Source organism: Owenweeksia hongkongensis DSM 17368 (assembly GCF_000236705.1).
GTDB lineage: Bacteria > Bacteroidota > Bacteroidia > Flavobacteriales > Schleiferiaceae > Owenweeksia > Owenweeksia hongkongensis.
The window spans coordinates 1-18,112 of record NC_016599.1 but is presented as its reverse complement, the minus strand read 5'-3'; the positions used below and the strand labels follow the sequence as shown (position 1 = coordinate 18,112).

15 protein-coding genes and 2 tRNA genes are annotated in these 18,112 nt (G+C 38.9%); 8 read left to right on the top strand and 9 right to left on the bottom strand.

The genetic code is table 11. The annotated features are described in order from the left end of the window. The first annotated feature begins 9 nt into the window (after positions 1-9). The 3 genes from OWEHO_RS00090 to OWEHO_RS18130 all read left to right on the top strand — a co-directional run bounded on the left by OWEHO_RS00090 (position 10) and on the right by OWEHO_RS18130 (position 1,622). A tRNA-Ser gene (locus OWEHO_RS00090) sits at positions 10-96 on the top strand. 45 nt (positions 97-141) lie between these two features. Continuing rightward, positions 142-219, top strand: a tRNA-Pro gene (locus OWEHO_RS00085). Positions 220-326: 107 nt separating this feature from the next. Beyond that, on the top strand, positions 327-1,622 hold the full coding sequence (locus OWEHO_RS18130; protein WP_014200405.1) for a tyrosine-type recombinase/integrase: 1,296 nt from the start codon (positions 327-329) through the stop codon (positions 1,620-1,622). Between the two features lie 107 nt (positions 1,623-1,729). Here the strand turns inward: OWEHO_RS18130 and OWEHO_RS00075 are convergent, their stop codons facing one another. Beyond that, positions 1,730-2,137: a helix-turn-helix domain-containing protein gene (locus OWEHO_RS00075; protein WP_014200404.1), complete on the bottom strand. Its 408-nt coding sequence runs from the start codon at positions 2,135-2,137 to the stop codon at positions 1,730-1,732. A 624-nt stretch (positions 2,138-2,761) separates the two neighbouring features. Between OWEHO_RS00075 and OWEHO_RS00065 the strand changes: the two genes are divergently transcribed. Both OWEHO_RS00065 and OWEHO_RS17625 read left to right on the top strand, forming a co-directional pair. After that, the gene (locus OWEHO_RS00065; RefSeq protein WP_041627265.1) at positions 2,762-3,610 is read left to right on the top strand and encodes a hypothetical protein; all 849 of its coding nucleotides are present in this window, start codon (positions 2,762-2,764) and stop codon (positions 3,608-3,610) included. A 32-nt stretch (positions 3,611-3,642) separates the two neighbouring features. Then, entirely contained in the window at positions 3,643-4,380 is a 738-nt protein-coding gene (locus OWEHO_RS17625) for a hypothetical protein (RefSeq protein WP_143764421.1), read from the top strand. A 13-nt stretch (positions 4,381-4,393) separates the two neighbouring features. Here OWEHO_RS17625 and OWEHO_RS00055 read toward each other — a convergent pair whose 3' ends face one another. The 3 genes from OWEHO_RS00055 to dinB all read right to left on the bottom strand — a co-directional run bounded on the left by OWEHO_RS00055 (position 4,394) and on the right by dinB (position 9,632). Continuing rightward, a complete protein-coding gene (locus OWEHO_RS00055) occupies positions 4,394-5,179 on the bottom strand; it encodes an SOS response-associated peptidase family protein (RefSeq protein WP_014200400.1) in 786 nt (261 codons plus the stop codon). 256 nt (positions 5,180-5,435) lie between these two features. Continuing rightward, positions 5,436-8,471, bottom strand: a complete 3,036-nt coding sequence (locus OWEHO_RS00050; protein ID WP_014200398.1) for a DNA polymerase III subunit alpha — start codon at positions 8,469-8,471, stop codon at positions 5,436-5,438. Further along, positions 8,472-9,632, bottom strand: coding sequence for a DNA polymerase IV (dinB, locus tag OWEHO_RS00045; RefSeq protein WP_014200397.1), 1,161 nt, complete (start codon positions 9,630-9,632; stop codon positions 8,472-8,474). A 68-nt stretch (positions 9,633-9,700) separates the two neighbouring features. On the opposite strand from dinB, the gene OWEHO_RS00040 reads away from it, so the two are divergent. Beyond that, complete coding sequence (locus OWEHO_RS00040) at positions 9,701-10,459, top strand: LexA family transcriptional regulator (protein ID WP_014200396.1); 759 nt, start codon at positions 9,701-9,703, stop codon at positions 10,457-10,459. Positions 10,460-10,475: 16 nt separating this feature from the next. Here OWEHO_RS00040 and OWEHO_RS00035 read toward each other — a convergent pair whose 3' ends face one another. The 5 genes from OWEHO_RS00035 to OWEHO_RS00015 all read right to left on the bottom strand — a co-directional run bounded on the left by OWEHO_RS00035 (position 10,476) and on the right by OWEHO_RS00015 (position 15,001). Continuing rightward, the gene (locus OWEHO_RS00035) at positions 10,476-10,862 is read right to left on the bottom strand and encodes a hypothetical protein (protein ID WP_014200395.1); all 387 of its coding nucleotides are present in this window, start codon (positions 10,860-10,862) and stop codon (positions 10,476-10,478) included. 3 nt (positions 10,863-10,865) lie between these two features. After that, entirely contained in the window at positions 10,866-11,507 is a 642-nt protein-coding gene (locus tag OWEHO_RS00030; RefSeq protein ID WP_014200394.1) for a hypothetical protein, read from the bottom strand. Between the two features lie 6 nt (positions 11,508-11,513). Next, a complete protein-coding gene (locus tag OWEHO_RS00025; RefSeq protein WP_014200393.1) occupies positions 11,514-13,253 on the bottom strand; it encodes a hypothetical protein in 1,740 nt (579 codons plus the stop codon). Between the two features lie 90 nt (positions 13,254-13,343). Continuing rightward, positions 13,344-14,651: a hypothetical protein gene (locus OWEHO_RS00020; protein WP_014200392.1), complete on the bottom strand. Its 1,308-nt coding sequence runs from the start codon at positions 14,649-14,651 to the stop codon at positions 13,344-13,346. Then, positions 14,648-15,001 carry a hypothetical protein gene (locus OWEHO_RS00015; RefSeq protein ID WP_014200391.1) on the bottom strand — a complete coding sequence of 118 codons (354 nt, stop codon included), beginning with the start codon at positions 14,999-15,001 and terminating at the stop codon, positions 14,648-14,650. Before OWEHO_RS00015 ends, OWEHO_RS00020 begins: the two co-directional genes overlap by 4 nt. Positions 15,002-15,249: 248 nt before the next feature. Here OWEHO_RS00015 and OWEHO_RS00010 point away from each other — a divergent pair, with 248 nt between their 5' ends. Both OWEHO_RS00010 and OWEHO_RS17620 read left to right on the top strand, forming a co-directional pair. Then, positions 15,250-16,821, top strand: a complete 1,572-nt coding sequence (locus tag OWEHO_RS00010; RefSeq protein ID WP_014200390.1) for a class I SAM-dependent DNA methyltransferase — start codon at positions 15,250-15,252, stop codon at positions 16,819-16,821. After that, complete coding sequence (locus OWEHO_RS17620) at positions 16,814-18,082, top strand: restriction endonuclease subunit S (protein WP_014200389.1); 1,269 nt, start codon at positions 16,814-16,816, stop codon at positions 18,080-18,082. The genes OWEHO_RS00010 and OWEHO_RS17620 overlap by 8 nt, the downstream gene beginning before the upstream one ends. The last annotated feature ends 30 nt before the right edge of the window (positions 18,083-18,112 follow it).

The following is an 18,112-nucleotide window of genomic DNA, read 5'->3' as shown; positions in this document are numbered from 1 at the left end:
TAAACACCCGGTGAGATGGGTGAGTGGCTTAAACCAGTAGTTTGCTAAACTGCCGTACGGGCAACCGTACCGCGGGTTCGAATCCCGCTCTCACCGCATAGGATATTTAATCCTGTGGATGAAAACCACACTAAAAAATTTCGGGGCGTAGCGTAGCCCGGTTATCGCGCCTGCTTTGGGAGCAGGAGGTCGCAGGTTCGAATCCTGCCGCCCCGACCAATCAATCCGGTGCAGAGAGACTTGAGCAATCAAGTCTCTCTTTCCGCACCAATTCTAGCAAAATAGCTTACTTTAGTCAATCAATTGAAACTGTAATTACAGACGTATTGACTCAACGATTAAAAAAAGTGGGGACAAAGTGGGGAACTTCCGAAAATGGAAAAACTTACTTGAAGCCTGTTCTTGTTGATCACAATGGTGATCTATCCAAGCAATGGCATGTCTATTACAAATATTGGGATGACGACAAGCAAAGACTTATAAAAGCTCGTAAATCATCTATTCCTGGACACCTATCTCCTAATCGATCACAAGATCCTAAGGTGAGATACGAGGAACTTTCCATTCTAAGGGATGTTTTAGAACGCTTACTTAAATTAGATTGGGTTCCAAATAAAAAGTTCCCAATCACCAAACTTCAAGATAAACTTCCAACTAAAGTACCAGAGGAAGTTTCTGTAAACATAATTGATGCAATAGGACAAGCTTTGGAATTAAAAAAATCCGAAGCCTCCCCGAAGTACTTCAAAATGCTGAGCTGGCGTATGGAAAACTTTAAGGAGTTCTTGATCAATAACAATCTTGACCACCTGATCGCAGACAAGCTCTCACGAAAACACATACTTGCTTATCTTAAATACGTGCAGGAAAGCCGTGGACTGAATGGTCAAATAGCAAGTAACAAAACACGAAACGGATACTTGGGTGACCTATCATCTATTTTCAATACAATGGTCGCCCATGAACTGATTCTAATCAATCCATGCACCAAGATAAAAAAGCTTCAGGAAAAAACAGGGCGGCATGTGCCCTACTCTTCTGAGGATATTATTCTATTCAGTAAATGGAGTAAAGAACATAGTCCTTACCTATATAAGTATACACAGTTAATTGCGTACGCTTTTCTAAGGCCTAAAGAGATACTTGACCTGCAACTAAAAGATATCGACCTTCAAAATCGTGTGATAAAATTAAGACGTGAAAGCGCTAAAGTGGATGCTGTGACAATCCCCATCATAGAACCACTATTTATTACCCTCTCTGAAATGTTTACCGAAAACACTCCTAAGCACTACTACCTGTTTACACTTGATGAAAAACCCGGGCCAAAAAGAATTGCTCAGACAAGATACTTCTCAAGAAGATTTAATAGGTGGAAAGAGGAGATGACAGAAAAAAATAATAGAAGTTTCACCCAAGATCATACGCTGTATGGAATAAGACACACTTTCATCCAAAACATTTTTCAAGAACTTAGAAAAATGATGACAAAGAATGAAGCTGAATTTAAACTTATGACCATCACTCGCCATCGAACAATTGACGCCCTGAGAAAGTACACACGGGATTATAGTATGGAACTTGCCGAGGACTGGTCTAACAAATTTACTCTGAGGTTCTAAATACAAACATTGATCATCCTGTAGATCAATTACAGAATTTCTAAAACTAAATCACCCGTGAACTTTGATAAGTTGACGGGTGATTTAGTTTTAAATAGTATTACACTTTAGATTCCTAATTGCTTTTCATACAATCTGATAATTTTATCCTTGTCCTTAACCTGCTCTTTACAACTCTCGAAAAGCTCCTTATAATTCAAAGTCTGTCCATCACTTTTCCCAGCAGTAATTTCTACATGATCAGGCTTAACAGCCTGAAGCAAAGCCTTTTCCTTGTCTAAAAACAACTTCCCTCTTCCCGTAACTAAGTAGTCAATATTAACTAAAGGGTACCACAAGTTAATAGTCATCAAAAAATCAATCCGTGGAAGATTTGCACCACGCAAATAACCCGCGACCTTACTTGTATTCTGTCCCATTACTGCTGCCAATTGATTCCCACTTAAGTGCAAATTCTCCCTTAGTTCATTTAACCGCTCGGGAAACCCTGATTTACCTAATTCATTATCAGACATATATATTCGATTTAGCTTTTCTCGGCATAAAATTATACAACTTTTTATACACTATGTAACTTTTTACATATCTTTGACAAAACAAATGTATAAATAAATATTAACAAACAAATAACAAACATGAATTACAAAACACTAACATCATGACACCTGACAACATTAATTGATTCAACTCAACAAACTATTTCACTAAAAAATCTAAGTAATATATTATACAGCAACCAATAGAATATTACTCTACAACAAAGAGATCTGTGAAAATTTTGATGTAAACCTAAAAAGCAAATAGCTCCAACCCAAAGGTCAAATTAACTGAATGCAATCATTAGTTGTAAATAATAATCATGGTACTGTTGAGGCTATCAAACTGCTTCTAAAGCAGCTTGACCCAATTCAACAGAACGAGATTTTTGCAACTATTAATAACCAGAACCTGCAGGACTCATCAACTAGCATCATTCGGAAACCGAAACGGGTTTCTCGAATTGAAAGAGTCAATGAGCTCACTAAGATATTGGTGGAACAACAAAATATGTCCCTATAATTCCGGCCTAGAATTTTTAACAAATCAAATAGAAACAAAAATTAAGATAGAAAAATTAATAATCCTCTAATTCAAAAAACATGATGACAAATGGATGGCTTAAATTCTATAGAAGCCTATTACAATGGGAATGGTATAGTGACACAAATGTAGTTAGGCTCTATTTACACTTACTCCTAACTGCAAACTACGAAGACAAACCATGGAAAGGTATAACCATAAAAGCAGGATCCACTATTATAAGTTGGAACAAACTGTCCCTCCAGTTAGGATTAAGCACACAACAACTTAGAACTGCCATGAATAAACTTGAGAGAAGCAAAACGATTTCTAGATCCCCCACTAATAAATACCAAGTTATTACAATCAACAATTGGCATGAAATGCAGGGTTCTGAAAATATCCGGAACAGTTTCTCCTCCAATTGCAATGAGCCAAATCCACCTGAGAATTCACCGATTCTTAAACAGATAACTAATGATAAGCCAACAAGTAAAATAAACTTTCCAAAACAAACTGAAAGGCAGTATCCATCAAGGGCATCGGCTCTTAAAAGCAATTCACTAACTAACACACCAACAAGCGCTGTAACATCTCAGCAACCAGAAGTAAACAATCAATCAACAACAATTAAAGAAATAAAGAAACAACAATTAAAAGAATTTAAGAAGGAGGAAGAGCACCCCTCCCTCGAAGATTTTGAAAAATTTGGTTTTGATCAAGCGACAAAAATGAAAATGACAGTTGACCCAACTGCTCTTCGAGCTAAATATTATTCATGGACTGAAAACCATTGGAAAACGGGCAAAAACAAAAAAATCACCAATTGGAAGGCTACGCTCATCAACACACTGCCCTTTATCCAAAAAGAAAAAAGTTCCGAAAAAAAAGAAAAGATAGATTTTAATCAAAACCAATATACATTATGAACCCTATTGAACACCTTTCAAAGTTAGCTAACATGAAGCATATCCAATCACCACACTGGGAAAGGAATCCCTTAAAGATAAAATCCAACCCAGTAGTATCACTTCCACCAGGTTACCTTGATAAAATAAATGACAAAAAACCTCCAGCGAAAGAGATATCCCAAAAAGAAGCTGGACAACTTTTTAGCAGAATAGCTCGAAAAATCTGCCCTGAAAAATGGGATAAGTTCGGATTTGAGTTTACCCGAAATACCAAAAGTGTTGCAAATTTTTGCATGAAGCAGGTAAGCCAAAAAAATAACCGTGGGATATTTCTCCTCGGAAAACCAGGATCGGGAAAATCAACCATGTTCAAAATTCTACGCCTATGGATAATGCAGTTTTCAGACTTAGAATCACAACGGTTTAATATTGTTTCCACTCAAGATATGGTATCAGCATATGAAAAGGACGGTGATGAGGGATTAAAAAAGTATATGAGTGGCAACTGGCTTTTCGATGATATTGACACCGAAGAAAACGCTGTTCATTACGGAAAGAAAGAAGATATCCTAAGGAGGATTCTTGAAAGAAGATACGCTAAGATGGACGAACAACAAATCATCACTCATCTGTGCACAAATCTTACTAAAGAACAATTCGTTGAACGATATGGTCAACGAGTTGGTAGTCGTATGAACGAAATGTTTGACTTAGCCATTCTATCAGAAAAAGACTATAGGCATGTAAATCGCGACAAGCGACTTAATGCTACGAAATACAACAACTAAGTAAGAATTAAAGCTACTCCAACTCTCCAACAAACACAGCTCTTCCACCTTCAATCGGCTGGGTCGCGTGTTCCGTTCTTTTAGTAACACTTGACTTTTCAACTTCATCAATCACATACTCTCCATCAGCTGTTTCAGCTATAAGTGAAAACTTATCATAGATATTAAGTGCAGGATCCATCCAATCCATAAAGTATTCATGGGGTAGAACTCCAGGGGAGCGAGGGTGACCGGTTTCGGCAACCAGAGGATATGGATCTCGTGTGATAATAGTGAAGGAAGGTAAAGCTGTACCTCCCTCTGGATCTGATTCAATGTGATAAAACGCAGCTAAGGGTATCATCTTATCATCTTTTCTGTGGATATTAAACCAGCGGGGGTTGGTTTTATTCCCATTACTTTCAAAAAATGAATTCACCCAAAAAACACAGGTTCGCTGTTGCAAGTCATCTCTTACCCTCATAGGAAATTCGCCTCGTTTGTCCTCCTCAAAATATCCAACAAGAGTTTCTACTTTAGCATTGTAATATGGCATCTTCTTGCCACCAGGCCACATACTTACAGTTGGGGCAAATTGTGCCCAATCCCACCAGTATTGATCACCTTTTTTGTACTGAATAGTCGCCCAGTTTCCAATTCCAATAACGGGTGACCGATCTTTGAATTGAGGTCTATCTACTTCCATGAATTCAGGACTTTCTATCCATGTTGTGACTGGTTGAATACTTCGAGTTACCAAATCCTTCCAATTGGAATACTTGTTTGTAAAGTCTGCCTCCTGAGTTGTATAAACACACATAATTCTCAATTTTATTACATTATGAATTTAGTAATAAATTCTATCTTGCTATAAGATAGACACCAGAGCAAATGACCATCGTAGGGAACATACTTCTTATAATAAAGATATTTTGTGTTGTTATAGTAGCTAATAGAGATGTAATCGAAACATCTATTATCGCATTTAGCGGATGGTTTGGGGGCCTTTGGTTGTTTGGGGCAACGTTTGATAAACTAAAGGAAGATTTTGGTATGAAATAACCAAATCAAGGATTTCAAGAATTATTGAAAGATCTATCTCGATCATCCTTCGATGGATAAGGTGCTCTCTGAGGTATCCAAGGGTTAATGTCATTATTTACAGATTTCCTTTCCTTAGACTGCCCCTCCTCTCCATATCGTGGATCTGGTTTATATGGCAATTTGGCCATTTGCAGAATTTCAATGGTGGGAAAGTGAAAGTCAACGGCTACTTTGCCTCTAAGAAGATAACATCCACCACCACTAAATGGATACCTCTGAAGATTATCTGGGAAATGGGTAGTATCGAAATATTCACCTTGATGATCTATCCAAGTACCAAAGTACATTAAGCCTCTTGACGTTGGTACTGGCTTTTGAGATATTAAGTACCCCAGCATTCTCACAACTTGGCCTTGATACTTTAGTAAATCCTTAACGAAGACATCACCACGAAAATTGGTTTTTAATAGATCAAATGGCTGAATACTTATTGGAAATCCAAGTATCTCAACTTCATCAAATGCATCCTCAATTGGGGTTCGCTCCAATTCTGGTAAAGTAAAATCCCTTGTTGGAGACTGAAATAACTGTTGCAACGGTTGTGGTTTGGTTGCAACAAACTTCATTCTCACCTGAATAATCAATTCACTCTTTGAGCATCCTGTAAATCTGAAAGCACCAGTATAGACAAGTGTTTGTAAGTGTTCTAAACCTACATTCGCTCTACTCATAAAATCATCCAAAGAAAGAAACAGATCTTGTTGCTGCCGTTGCAGTAGTATTGTTTTAATTGTTTCCTCGTTTAGGCCCTCGACATGAATAAAGCCTAAGTAAATTTCATTTCCGACCACCTTAGTATTGTAATCACTGGTATTTATGCACGGTGCATGTACCGTTGCTCCTGCTCTAATTGCTTCATGTACATAAACTTCGGTTCGGTAAAAGCCGCCAAAATTGTTAATTACAGCTACCATAAACTCAATGGGGTAATATGTCTTTAGATACAGGCTTTGGTAGCTTTCAACGGCATAGCTGGCCGAGTGTGCCTTACAAAAGGAGTACCCCGCAAAACTCTCTATCTGCCTATAAACTTCCTGAGCGAGATTATCATCGTAGCCAAGTTCTTTACAATTAGCAAAAAACTTCCCTTTAATAGCATCCAGTTCTTTAATTGATCTGGTTTTTCCGCTCATGGCTCTTCTTAGAATATCACCATCTGTTGGATCCAGTTTGGCAAAACCTTCTGCTATCTTAATTACATCTTCCTGATATACCATTATACCATAGGTATCTGCCAACTGTTCTTCAAAAACAGGATGAAAATATTCAAAGTTCTCGGGATCATTATGGCGCTGAATATATTCCCGCATCATTCCGGACTTGGCTACCCCCGGCCTTATTATGCTGCTTGCTGCTACAAGTACTGGATAGTTGTCACATTTTAACCTTCTAAGCAAACCGCGCATGGCTGGCGATTCGATATAAAAACAACCTAAGGTTTCGCCTTTTGCTAATTTCTCATTGAGCAACGGGTCGTCTTTAAAGCTATCAACGGCATGTATATCTATTTCTACGCCTCGATTCTCTTTTAGGATCTCTACACATTCATTGATGTGCCCAATACCTCGCTGACTGAGTATATCAAACTTTTCAAAGCCTATATCCTCACCTATATACATATCGAATTGTACAGTTGGAAAACCTTTTGGAGGTAAGTCTAAAGCTGTATAATACGTCAATGGCTCCTCTGAAATAATTACACCACAAGAATGTACGCTCCGTTGATTCGGGAACCCCTCCAGCCGTTGCCCTATATCTACTACTTGACTAACTATTGGATCAGAAAGATCAATAGCCGTTGCTCGCGCTTTTGAAAGTATGTCCAATTCTTCCTTTGGTAGCCCCAATGCCTTACCTACTTCTCTAATGGTAGAACGATATTTAAACTTAGCAACGGTACCAGTAAAAGCAGTGCAACGGCTATCAAATCGTTTAAATATGTAATCCAAAATATCATCACGATCCTTCCAGCTCCAGTCAATGTCAAAGTCAGGAGGTGTTTTGCGGCTGGAATTCAAAAACCTCTCAAAGTAAAGATTGAGCTCTATGGGGCAAATGTTGGTTATGCCCAAACAATAACTCACCACACTGTTTGCCCCACTTCCCCTACCCACATGAAAAAAGCCTCTTGATTGACTATATCTAATAATATCCCAGGTAATTAAAAAATACCCCGCGAAGTCAAGTTTATCAATCACATCAATTTCCTTCGCTACCCTCTTCATAGCTTCGAGATTTCCCTTGCCATATCTCCTTACAATACCTTCCTTCGCTAAACTTTCCAGTAATTGTCTATCACTGTGCTTGCTGCCTGTGTAATACTTCTTATTTTTTGGAGTGCTGAAGTCAAATTCAAAATTGCAATCTTCAATTATCCTTTCTGCATTTTTAAAGACTTCTGGGTAAACCGAAAACCGTTGCTGCAACCGTTGAAACGGAAAGAAGGTATCATGAGGAGCTGCTAAAGTCGTTTTATCCACCTTAGAAACCAGAGTATTATTATCAATTGACCTCAATACTTGGTGAAAGGTGAAATCCGATGTTGCTGCCATAGTAACCGGCTGCAACGGTACACAACGGCTGATATTTGGATACTGCAAAAGCTTATTTACTTGATCCGGCCGTACTCCTATGAATTCATTTTCCTGTAGGTTCTTTGGCTCCTTTCCAAAAGGATAAATTAAGAAAACATTGTCTGCCATTGGACGGTCAGGCAACGGTTCCTTTTTAAGGTTTCGCTGAGTTAGAATTTCATTCAACTCCTTGAACCCTTCCCTGTTTTTTGCTAACCCTATGTATTTGCAACTTTCTTCCCAAAACTCTAAACCTACTATTGGTTTTATGCTGGCCCCATTGCAAGCTTTTATAAAATCAAATACTCCAGTTGTTGCGTTAATATCGGTAAGGGCAAGTGCCGTTGCCCCCGTTGCAACACCATTGCTAACCAGTTCTTCCACTGACATTGTACCATAGCGCAATGAATAATATGAATGGCAGTTCAGAAACATCTATCGTGGTTTTGGTGTGTAGTTAGCGGCTCGAGTAACAGCTTCTTTTCCATATCTCATACGCATACTGTCCATTGCTTGATACAGGGCTATTTTATGGGGAGTATCCTCAAATAGGTCTATTTGATAACTACCTCTTACCAACCCTGAAAAACTTATTCCTATGAGTCTCAATCGCATTCTCCGCTCGTAGAGTTTATCAAATAATTCAGATATTACCTCCAATATTTTTTGATCATCCGAAGTATAAGCCACCCGTTTTTGGCGTGTATGTGTATCAAAATTGCTGTACCTAATTTTTAAGGTAATGGTTGAAGTCAGCCAGTTTTCTTTTCTCAGGTCAAAGCCTAAATTCTCAACCATTGAAACCAGTAGCCGCCTAAGCATATCCACATCAAAAGTATCTTGATTAAATGTCCTTTCCGTGGAAATAGACTTTCGCTCATGGTAAGGTTCAACGGGTGTATTATCTATACCGTTGGCCTTCTTCCAAAGGCTTATTCCATTTTTCCCCAATATCCGTTGCAAGACTTCAACGGGCATATCTGCCAATGTATGCACCTTCCTTATACCAATACGTGCCAATATTTGAAATGTAGCATTGCCCAGCATAGGAATCTTTTTTATGGATAAGGGGTTCATAAATGGCCTAACAGCTGTTGCTGGTACTTCTATCCTTCCCAACGGCTTTCCTTCCCCCGTTGCAATCTTGGCAACGGTCTTATTTACAGACAATCCAAAACTGATTGGTAGTCCTGCTTCTCGTTTTATTTTATCTGAAAGTTCTGTCGTCCATTGTAGACATCCAAAAAATCGATCCATACCGGATATGTCGATATAAAACTCATCAATACTGGACTTCTCCAACATTGGCGCGTGCTCATTCGCTATTTCTGTTACCAAATTGGAATATTTGGAATACAACTCCATGTCTCCCTTTATGACTTTGGCATCGGGACACAAGCGCAAAGCTTGCTTCATTGGCATCCCTGACCGAACTCCAAAGTATCTGGTTTCATAAGAGCATGAACTCACTACTCCACGCGCAGAATGGCCGCCAATTATCAATGGAACAGCATTTAGACGACTATCCTGAAGTCGTTCACAGGACACAAAAAAGGTGTCCATATCCATATGTACAATTGATCTATCGCCTAACATTTCGTCTTGATTGTTTTGCAAATTTGGTCTACATTTGACCAATAAAGCAATCTTTAAACGGTCGTATTATGACCAGTACTATTTTATCCAACAACCTCAAGGAATTACGTTCACGCAAAAGCTGGACGCAAGCTCAAGTTGCCGATCAATTGGCCGTTTCGCGTGAAATGTATTCTAAGTATGAAACAGGAAGAGCTGAACCTCCAATACCTGCTCTAAAGCGTATTGCCAGTCTTTACTCGCTTAGTCTGGATATTCTGATTAACGTGGATTTATCCAAGGTGGATCTTGACCAACTGGTCGAACTTGAGGGTAATCGGGTATTACTACCGATCAAAGTGAGTCCAGACAACGAAAATGCCATTGAAATTGTTACCCACAAAGCAACTGCTGGTTACTTATCAGGTTATGCCGATCCTGAGTTTATCGAACAACTGGACACACTTAGAATTCCGTTTTTGGGTAAAGACAAGCTCAGGGCATTTCCTATCAGTGGTGATTCCATGCAACCTCTCCAGAATGGCTCTTATGTAGTTGGTAAATACCTCGAAGACATTCGAAACTACAAGGATGGTCACACTTACATTGTGGTTACACAGGATGAAGGAATCGTATTCAAACGGGTTTTTCAGGATAAAGAAAACTCAAAGCAAGTAATCCTTTACTCTGACAATGAAGAGTATGCACCTTATCCTATTGCTCTATCTGATATTGTGGAAATGTGGGGGTTTGCTTGCAGCATTACGCTTGATGAGCCGAAGCAAGAAACACCTACGATAAATAAAATTATTAATATGCTTAAAGTTATTGATAATGGATCAAGATAAGTTAATATAAACGATTCTATTCTTTGAAGAAATACTTTCTTTCAATGTCAATAAGCAAACGTGAACTCCCTAACTCCTCAAAGTCTTCAACAAGTGATAACTCAAATGTATGAATCTCTCCAGCACTGTCCAGATAACTGCAATTTCTCTTTCTTCCCTCACCCGTACAAGTCAGTGATAATGCTATTTTTTTAACTGAATTCAGTTCAGTTCTACCTGAAAATTTAAACAACGGCTCTATTGCAACTTTAAAATAAAAGCGTGTATCCTCCGTACACATACTCTGAACTTTTTCCAGGTCTAAATTGTGTACACTTTCTTCGAAAATCTGTACCGTCTCATCTTCTCTTGAAGTACAACTTGCCATAAGTAGTATGAAAAATGAAATAACTAGAAGTTTCATAGCTTAATACTTTATTATTATACGATTCATTTCAGAGCTAATCAAATTAGCTTCAGTAATAATCTGCATGACTTGCTCATTTGGTTTAGACCAATTAATTTCACGAAGTATTTTAAGTTCATTTAAATATATCTCAGCTTTCAGTTGATAGTCTGTGAGTTCATTGTATACTTTTGTTATTCCACCACTTTCAGAAATAATAGTTCCTGATTTTCTTTGTACATAAAGAGATAGTATTCCTGCACTCAAGGTAAAAAAACCTACAATCATGGAAACAATTTTTTCATGATCTTCTTTAAAATATGCTAAGATGGTAGTCCCACTTAACAGAACAAGAATTTGACTAATAAACTGAACCCCATTTAATTTCTTTAGTCTGCCTTTGAGTAGTGGAAGCAGGTTTCCTGCCTTTTCAAAAACTAAATTTAAGCCCGCCTCACAAACGGTGGCTCTCATTTCTAACTCTTTTTCTGTGTCTAATTGGTTTTCATTATCCCCCATAGGTAGGCCAGGCTTAAGAATCTCCAAAAAGCCAGGGTACCTTTGCCTTAATAAATCTAATTCTGATTCGTTGTGCGTTTGCAAGAGCCCAACAATTTCATTCACAGGGGCTCTCTGGCTTAGTTGAATATTATTATTTCCCATTGCTTATTACTCTTTATGGTTTGAATAAGCCTCGTCTTGAAAAATAAGAAGCCCTGCCACCCCCGCTGTAGCAAGAACAACCACCCCATCCTGAATCATGACTTTTTCAACTTTTGCCCTTAAATATCCTCTTTCCTGAAAAGGTACTTCATCAATTATTACCTTCATATCCTCACCAGACAATTCACGTAAAAAACCCATCATATTCCTATTGTTATTAATGGCAGGTTCTAGACGGTTCAGTGCATCAACCGAATTAAAAACATTTCCGATGCCAGAACCAAAATCTCCAGTATTACACCCCATAGGAAAAATATTAATGTCAAACTCATCTCCCAACCGCTTCAAGTCACTTATGCTAATGGAAAATTCACGACCATCTCTCATTTTGCTAAAAAATGTCCCATTCTCTACATGTCCCAGAACAATCACGGACTTACGTTTCCTGCTTTTTAACTGTTTAAGAAAATCAGCCATCTCAGAAGTGCCAAAAGTTAAATGGTTATGGGGAAATCTTTTTTCCAAAATATTTATTGTTGCCTGATCCTGCACCAGCGAAATTATTTCAAATTCATCCGGTATATAATTTCTCTCCGATAATATCTTTTCAATTTTATCAACTGAATGTCTTGAGGAAAAGCTTAAGTAAACATTATCACCAAGTTCAAACATTCTTTCTTCTCCTGCACTTCTTTTAAGTATTTTGGTATTATAAACTTTCCCGTTTTGACTTACATAAATGCCCCTATTATAATCTTTAGCTAACCTGCTTCTAAGAGATTTTGAAAAAGCTCCTGTTTCACTGTAGCCACAATGTTTTTGATAAGCTCTAACCGCTGATTGAAAATCACCATCAAAACCAATGGAAGAAAGAGTATTACTTAATCTACTTTTCTCAGATTTCACCCACTTCTCCATGGCCTCAGAAAATACTCCTACCTCAGATGATGTGACTGTTAAATTATGACTCTGTTGAATCTCTGAATATATACCATGTATATAAGAATAATCATTCGATGCAATTGTTGTTTTACCATCGTAAACTCCAATCTCTTTTAGACTCTTAAGATTTTGTGACTCTCGGTTTCTCCACACTATTTCCTTCTGAATCTTATCCTGCAAATTAGGATCCCTCGATAAATTATAACTATCAACCCCGGTCAAGGGATTTGCCTCAGACCTAGAGCCTAATTGGAGGTTGTCTATCAGGTCTATTTCAATGTCTAGGTCAGTTTTATTTACAAATTTTAATGCAGAGTGATTACCTTCTTCTGTAAGTTGAAGAATTTGGGTTAATTCTCGCTCTAACTGCATTTTTTCCACCTCTGAAAAATTATCCCAATTTTGTAAAAGCTCCTTTAGCTCAATAGATTCCTTACCTGACTGTGATGAAGTGGATATTAATTCTTCCAACACCTCTTTGCCTCGCCCTTCTAAAGCCTCCATTCCTTCTATTCCAATGTACCCACGCTTGACCGCGTCATCTAAAGTCAGTCTTGTTACAACCCCAGCATCCGAAGTTACTCTAACTACCGCCTGTGCACCACCGCTAAGAATATTTCCATACTGCATGCCTCCTCGTGGAGCCTTTCTGGTAAAATCCAAACAATAAGCTGTTACCTTACTACTTGATCCAGCAGAAAGTTTATATGTCCCTTTGGCAATAGCCATTCTTTGAAAGGACTGTGCTTCCAAAAAATTAAATATTCCAAGTGTCAGAATAATCCCTAAACAAATCCTTTTCATAGCAATAAAATTAAATTCAAGAATAGGAGAGAGTTTCTTAGATGCTTTTCGCTTCCAAATGCTTAAATCAATTACCTACAGATTACCTAACTAATTCTTAATCAAATCAAGATCTTTTTCAGTTGGCGCACCAAACCCAAAATTCAGAGTTAGTAAAGACACTAAAGTATCATCAGGGTAGATTATACCAACAAACTTGTTCCCTAAAGAATAGCTCAAAACCAATTGATCAGTCAAGTTATAGTTAAATGTTCCAAGGATTTGATTATCTGACTGCTGATCCATACGGTAAAGTTGATTACCCTCCGAATCCATTCCAGCCAATATTTCAGAACTACTACTTCTTCCAACAAACTCGATATTGATTGAGAATCTTTCAAATTCAGTATTAATCGAAAATCCGTAGTCAAAGTTTTTTTCATAAATGTCCTTTGAAGGAAAGTATCTTTTGTAGTAACCTTGATTGTACCACTCATACCTTAGAACACCAACTAACTTCAAAAAACTCCACTTATTGGAAAAATCATATGTCGGAGATAACCAAAAAGCTTGTTTTGGAACATATGAAAAACCCATATCATTTGAAGGAAAATTTAACACTCCTGCATAGGCAAAATCAACTGACCACCCTTTCCTATTCAAAATATCCTCTTTAACTGCCTCAAATACTTCCTCACTTTTTAAATGCTTATCAAGAACTATCAAAAACTCCTTTTCAAAGTCATCTGGATTATTTTGATCATAAACAACCTCACTCTTCTTCATTTCAGCAACTATTTCAACAACCACTTTTGAAGGGTTCTCATAAGCTCCAACTTCATTGATCTTAATAAGCATAATAGGTTCAATTGCATTAAGAAGCTTAATTCTATCAGCATACTTTGGATATAAAAGGATCAATTCCGAAAAAATACCAGCGACAACCGCCTGACTTGCATTCAATGCTTTAACCTTTCCAACTACAGACTCTTTCCAATTCTTTGTTCCAAAATAAAATGTGGTTCGGTATCCAAATGACAGTCCATTGGATTTGGTACTATCCTCAAGCAAGAAATTTTGACTTGAAGCGATCGAAAATGAAGATCCACGCCAAAGCTGATCCCCAAATGATTCGGGAAAAAGATACTCATCCAAACTTAGGCTATGATCCTTTGCCCAATAAGGTGTGAATTCAACAGATAAATCATTTGGAATTATCACTGAACCTTCCTCAACAAAGTTCGTAAAGAGGGCCGTTTCCAATGCTTCATAAGATTTTGGGGCAAGTACAACGGACGGTTGAAGTCCTAAAACACTTGCCGCTGGAGAGGTTGGCGCCTTAAGTTTACTTAACTTCTCCTGAGAAAATAGTAAGAAAGGAAACACCAAAAAGCTAAGCACTATGATATTTCTTTTCATGACTCTACAAATTTGATCATCAAAATAATCATCGGCTGATCAGAGACAGATTTTGCATTAGTATGCTCTAACAATAAATCCTCGTTAATGAAGTAGCGAACAGTGATTGTATCTTCTTCTGGAATAGGATTAGCTACATCTGTCACGCAGGCTGTTAACTCGCTATACAGGTCTTTACCTTTCCCAATATTGGCAGAGCCTTCATTCAGAATAGTTGGATCATTTGGCCCGGGAATGTTCACTGCGGTTACACCTGTATTCCCGTCCGTGACGAATTCAACAGTAAGGGTTACATGTTCTTCCTTTTGTACAACCTTTGTTAAGTCTTTGTACCTATAAATTTTTCTCATGGTTTGGTTGGTTTGATTAAAGTCAGACCTTAGTTAACTGACCTCTAAGGTAATATGATTTCAAAAGCGATAAAATCCCAGATTTCAGGGATTTTTCTATCATCCAATTGCTTTAACTTTATAAGTTTTACCTCACAAACTCCCTTACTCGCAAGGTTCTGACACTAAAAAATGTAGGTATTTAACCTACATTATCTCCGAATAAAACAAATACCTTCTTTACCTTCACCTCTCTTTAAAATCACTCGATGCCCAAAACAAAAACTAAAAACACCAAGACTATGGAAGAGCAGCTATGGGATGCTGCCAACAAACTCCGTGGTAACGTTGAAAGCTCTGAGTACAAACACGTTGTACTGGGACTCATATTCCTAAAGTTTGCCAGCGATACCTTTGAAGAGCGCAGGCAAGAACTCATAACAGAAGGCAAGGAGAAATACCTTGAGATGAAAGAGTTTTACAACATGAAGAACGTTTTCTTCCTTGCGCCCGAAAGCCGCTGGAGTTTTGTGATGGAAAATTCTAAGCAAGACAACATTGCGCTGATTGTAGATACCGCCCTTCACACCATTGAAAAAAATAACACCTCCCTGAAAGGAGCTTTGCCCGACAATTACTTCTCGCGCTTAAACCTCGACCCAAGTAAACTCGCTGCCCTGCTGGACACTATCAACAATATTGACACTACGGGCGATGCCGAAGAAGATGTGGTAGGCCGTATTTATGAATACTTCCTGGGGCGCTTTGCTGCCGCTGAAGGTAAAGGTGGTGGTGAATTTTACACCCCAAAGTGTATTGTAAACCTCATTGCCGAAATGCTGGAACCCTACAAAGGGAAGATTTACGACCCCGCTTGTGGCTCCGGTGGAATGTTTGTGCAGAGTATCGACTTTGTAAAAAGCCACCAGGGAAACACCAAGGATATTTCCATTTACGGGCAGGAATACACAGCGGTAACCTATAAGCTGGCCAAGATGAACCTCGCTATTCGTGGTATTTCGGCCAACCTGGGCGATGTGCCGGCCAACACCTTTTTTAAAGACCAGCACCCCGACCTGAAGGCCGATTACATTATGGCCAACCCGCCCTTTAACCAAAGCCAGTGGCGCGAAAAAAATGAACTGGAAGACGATAGCCGTTGGGCGGGCTACACCACTCCTCCGGCCGGAAACGCAAACTATGCCTGGATCCTACACATGCTGAGCAAGCTGAGCGAAACCGGTACCGCGGGTTTTGTATTGGCCAATGGATCTATGAGTACTAATACCTCCGGTGAAGGCGACATACGCAAGCAACTGATAGAAAACGATATGGTAGATTGCATGATAGCACTGCCCGGCCAGTTGTTTTACACAACCCAAATACCCGTTTGCCTGTGGTTTATTACCAAGAATAAGAAGGAAGACGAAGCACACGGCTACCGCAAGCGCACTGGTGAAACCCTCTTTATTGATGCCCGAAATATGGGCAGCATGATAGACCGTACTCAAAAGGAACTCACCAAAGATGATATTGAACACATCGCCTCTACCTACCATAACTGGCGTAATTGTCCCCCTCTGGAGGGGGTGCCGGAGGCGGGGGAGGACTACAACGATATTGCGGGTTATTGCCGATCTGCCACTTTACAAGACATCCAAAAAAACGACTACGTACTTACCCCCGGCCGCTATGTAGGTGTAGCCGAAGAGGAAGACGATGGAGTGCCCTTTGAGGAAAAAATGACCGACCTCACCGCAACCCTGAAAAGCCAAATGGCCGAAGCTGCCGAACTGGACAAGGCTATTGCTGAAAACTTAAAGCTGTTGGGGTATGAGTGAGTGGCGCGAAACTACTTTAGGTGAAATTGTAAATTTCAGAAGGGGGCATGACTTACCAAAGACTAAAATGGTAGATGAAGGTGTTCCTGTCGTTGGTTCCAATGGGATTATTGGATTTCATAATGAGATTACCACTAAGGCACCATGTGTATCTATCGGAAGGAGTGGGAATGTTGGAAATCCTTTCTTAACAAACCAAGATTGTTGGTCTCATAATACAACACTTTATATTGATGATTTTAAAGGGAATGATGCATACTTTATATACTACTTTCTCATCACTTTAAATTTGAAGAATTACAGAGGTGGAAGTGCTGTACCTACTTTAAATAGAAATCATATTCACCCAATAATAACTCAAATACCTCCCGTCCCCGAACAAAAAGCCATTGCCCACATTTTAGGCACGCTGGATGACAAAATAGAGCTCAACCGCAAGATGAACCAAACGCTGGAGGCCATGGCCCAGGCACTTTTCAAAAGCTGGTTTGTAGACTTTGACCCCGTGGTGGATAATGCCCTTGCAGCCGGTAAAGAGATTCCCGAGGCACTAAAAACCAAAGCCGAGAAACGCAAAGCCATTTTAGACCGTCATTCCGCACTTGATGCGGAATCTGCCACTACCGAAAACGGTGCTCCTTTAATCTATGCAAACCCCGAACTCGCCAAGCTTTTCCCAAGCAGTTTTGAATACAATGAGACTTTGGAGAAGTGGGTGCCTGAGGGATGGGAGGTGAAGAATATTGGGGATTTTGCTCAATTGAAATATGGAACCATGCCCAAGAAAGAAAAGCTTGGAACCGGAAATTACATGACTTTTTCAGGATACAAATACATCAACAAATATCCACAGAAGAACTGCTCTGAAGGGACTTTAATAGTTGTTGCACGAGGAGTGGGAGGCACTGGTGATGTCAAAATCGCAGAAAAGGATTGTTACCTAACCAATTTGTCAATTATGATTGATACAGTAGTTTACGGGAAATACTTGTATTACCTGTTAGCTCCTAAAGGGCTTAGGCACTTGGACAGTGGTTCAGCTCAATCACAAATTACCATAAAGGACTTGTCAGCATTAACTGTTGAAATTGCTCCTTCTTCATTGATAGATCAGTTACTTAAGATAGAATCATCTCTTTTTAAGAAGAGACTTATGAATAAAGATCGAATTGAAACCCTCACCCAACTTCGAGACACCTTATTACCGCAATTGATAAGCGGGAAAGTGAGGGTGTCATCGACCATAGCTTCATTTTTTTAAATAACAAAACATCCGAAACACTTCTAACTA

What these genes read in the sequence shown, in the direction of transcription:
- OWEHO_RS00010 (WP_014200390.1), top strand. Translation starts at nt 15,250, where the DNA reads ATGCCCAAAACAAAAACTAAAAACACCAAGACTATGGAAGAGCAGCTA.
- OWEHO_RS00075 (WP_014200404.1), bottom strand. Translation starts at nt 2,137, where the DNA reads ATGTCTGATAATGAATTAGGTAAATCAGGGTTTCCCGAGCGGTTAAAT.
- OWEHO_RS00065 (WP_041627265.1), top strand. Translation starts at nt 2,762, where the DNA reads ATGATGACAAATGGATGGCTTAAATTCTATAGAAGCCTATTACAATGG.
- dinB (WP_014200397.1), bottom strand. Translation starts at nt 9,632, where the DNA reads ATGTTAGGCGATAGATCAATTGTACATATGGATATGGACACCTTTTTT.
- OWEHO_RS00015 (WP_014200391.1), bottom strand. Translation starts at nt 15,001, where the DNA reads ATGAGAAAAATTTATAGGTACAAAGACTTAACAAAGGTTGTACAAAAG.
- OWEHO_RS17620 (WP_014200389.1), top strand. Translation starts at nt 16,814, where the DNA reads ATGAGTGAGTGGCGCGAAACTACTTTAGGTGAAATTGTAAATTTCAGA.
- OWEHO_RS17625 (WP_143764421.1), top strand. Translation starts at nt 3,643, where the DNA reads ATGAAGCATATCCAATCACCACACTGGGAAAGGAATCCCTTAAAGATA.
- OWEHO_RS00025 (WP_014200393.1), bottom strand. Translation starts at nt 13,253, where the DNA reads ATGAAAAGGATTTGTTTAGGGATTATTCTGACACTTGGAATATTTAAT.
- OWEHO_RS00030 (WP_014200394.1), bottom strand. Translation starts at nt 11,507, where the DNA reads ATGGGAAATAATAATATTCAACTAAGCCAGAGAGCCCCTGTGAATGAA.
- OWEHO_RS00035 (WP_014200395.1), bottom strand. Translation starts at nt 10,862, where the DNA reads ATGAAACTTCTAGTTATTTCATTTTTCATACTACTTATGGCAAGTTGT.
- OWEHO_RS00040 (WP_014200396.1), top strand. Translation starts at nt 9,701, where the DNA reads ATGACCAGTACTATTTTATCCAACAACCTCAAGGAATTACGTTCACGC.
- OWEHO_RS00020 (WP_014200392.1), bottom strand. Translation starts at nt 14,651, where the DNA reads ATGAAAAGAAATATCATAGTGCTTAGCTTTTTGGTGTTTCCTTTCTTA.
- OWEHO_RS00055 (WP_014200400.1), bottom strand. Translation starts at nt 5,179, where the DNA reads ATGTGTGTTTATACAACTCAGGAGGCAGACTTTACAAACAAGTATTCC.
- OWEHO_RS00050 (WP_014200398.1), bottom strand. Translation starts at nt 8,471, where the DNA reads ATGTTTCTGAACTGCCATTCATATTATTCATTGCGCTATGGTACAATG.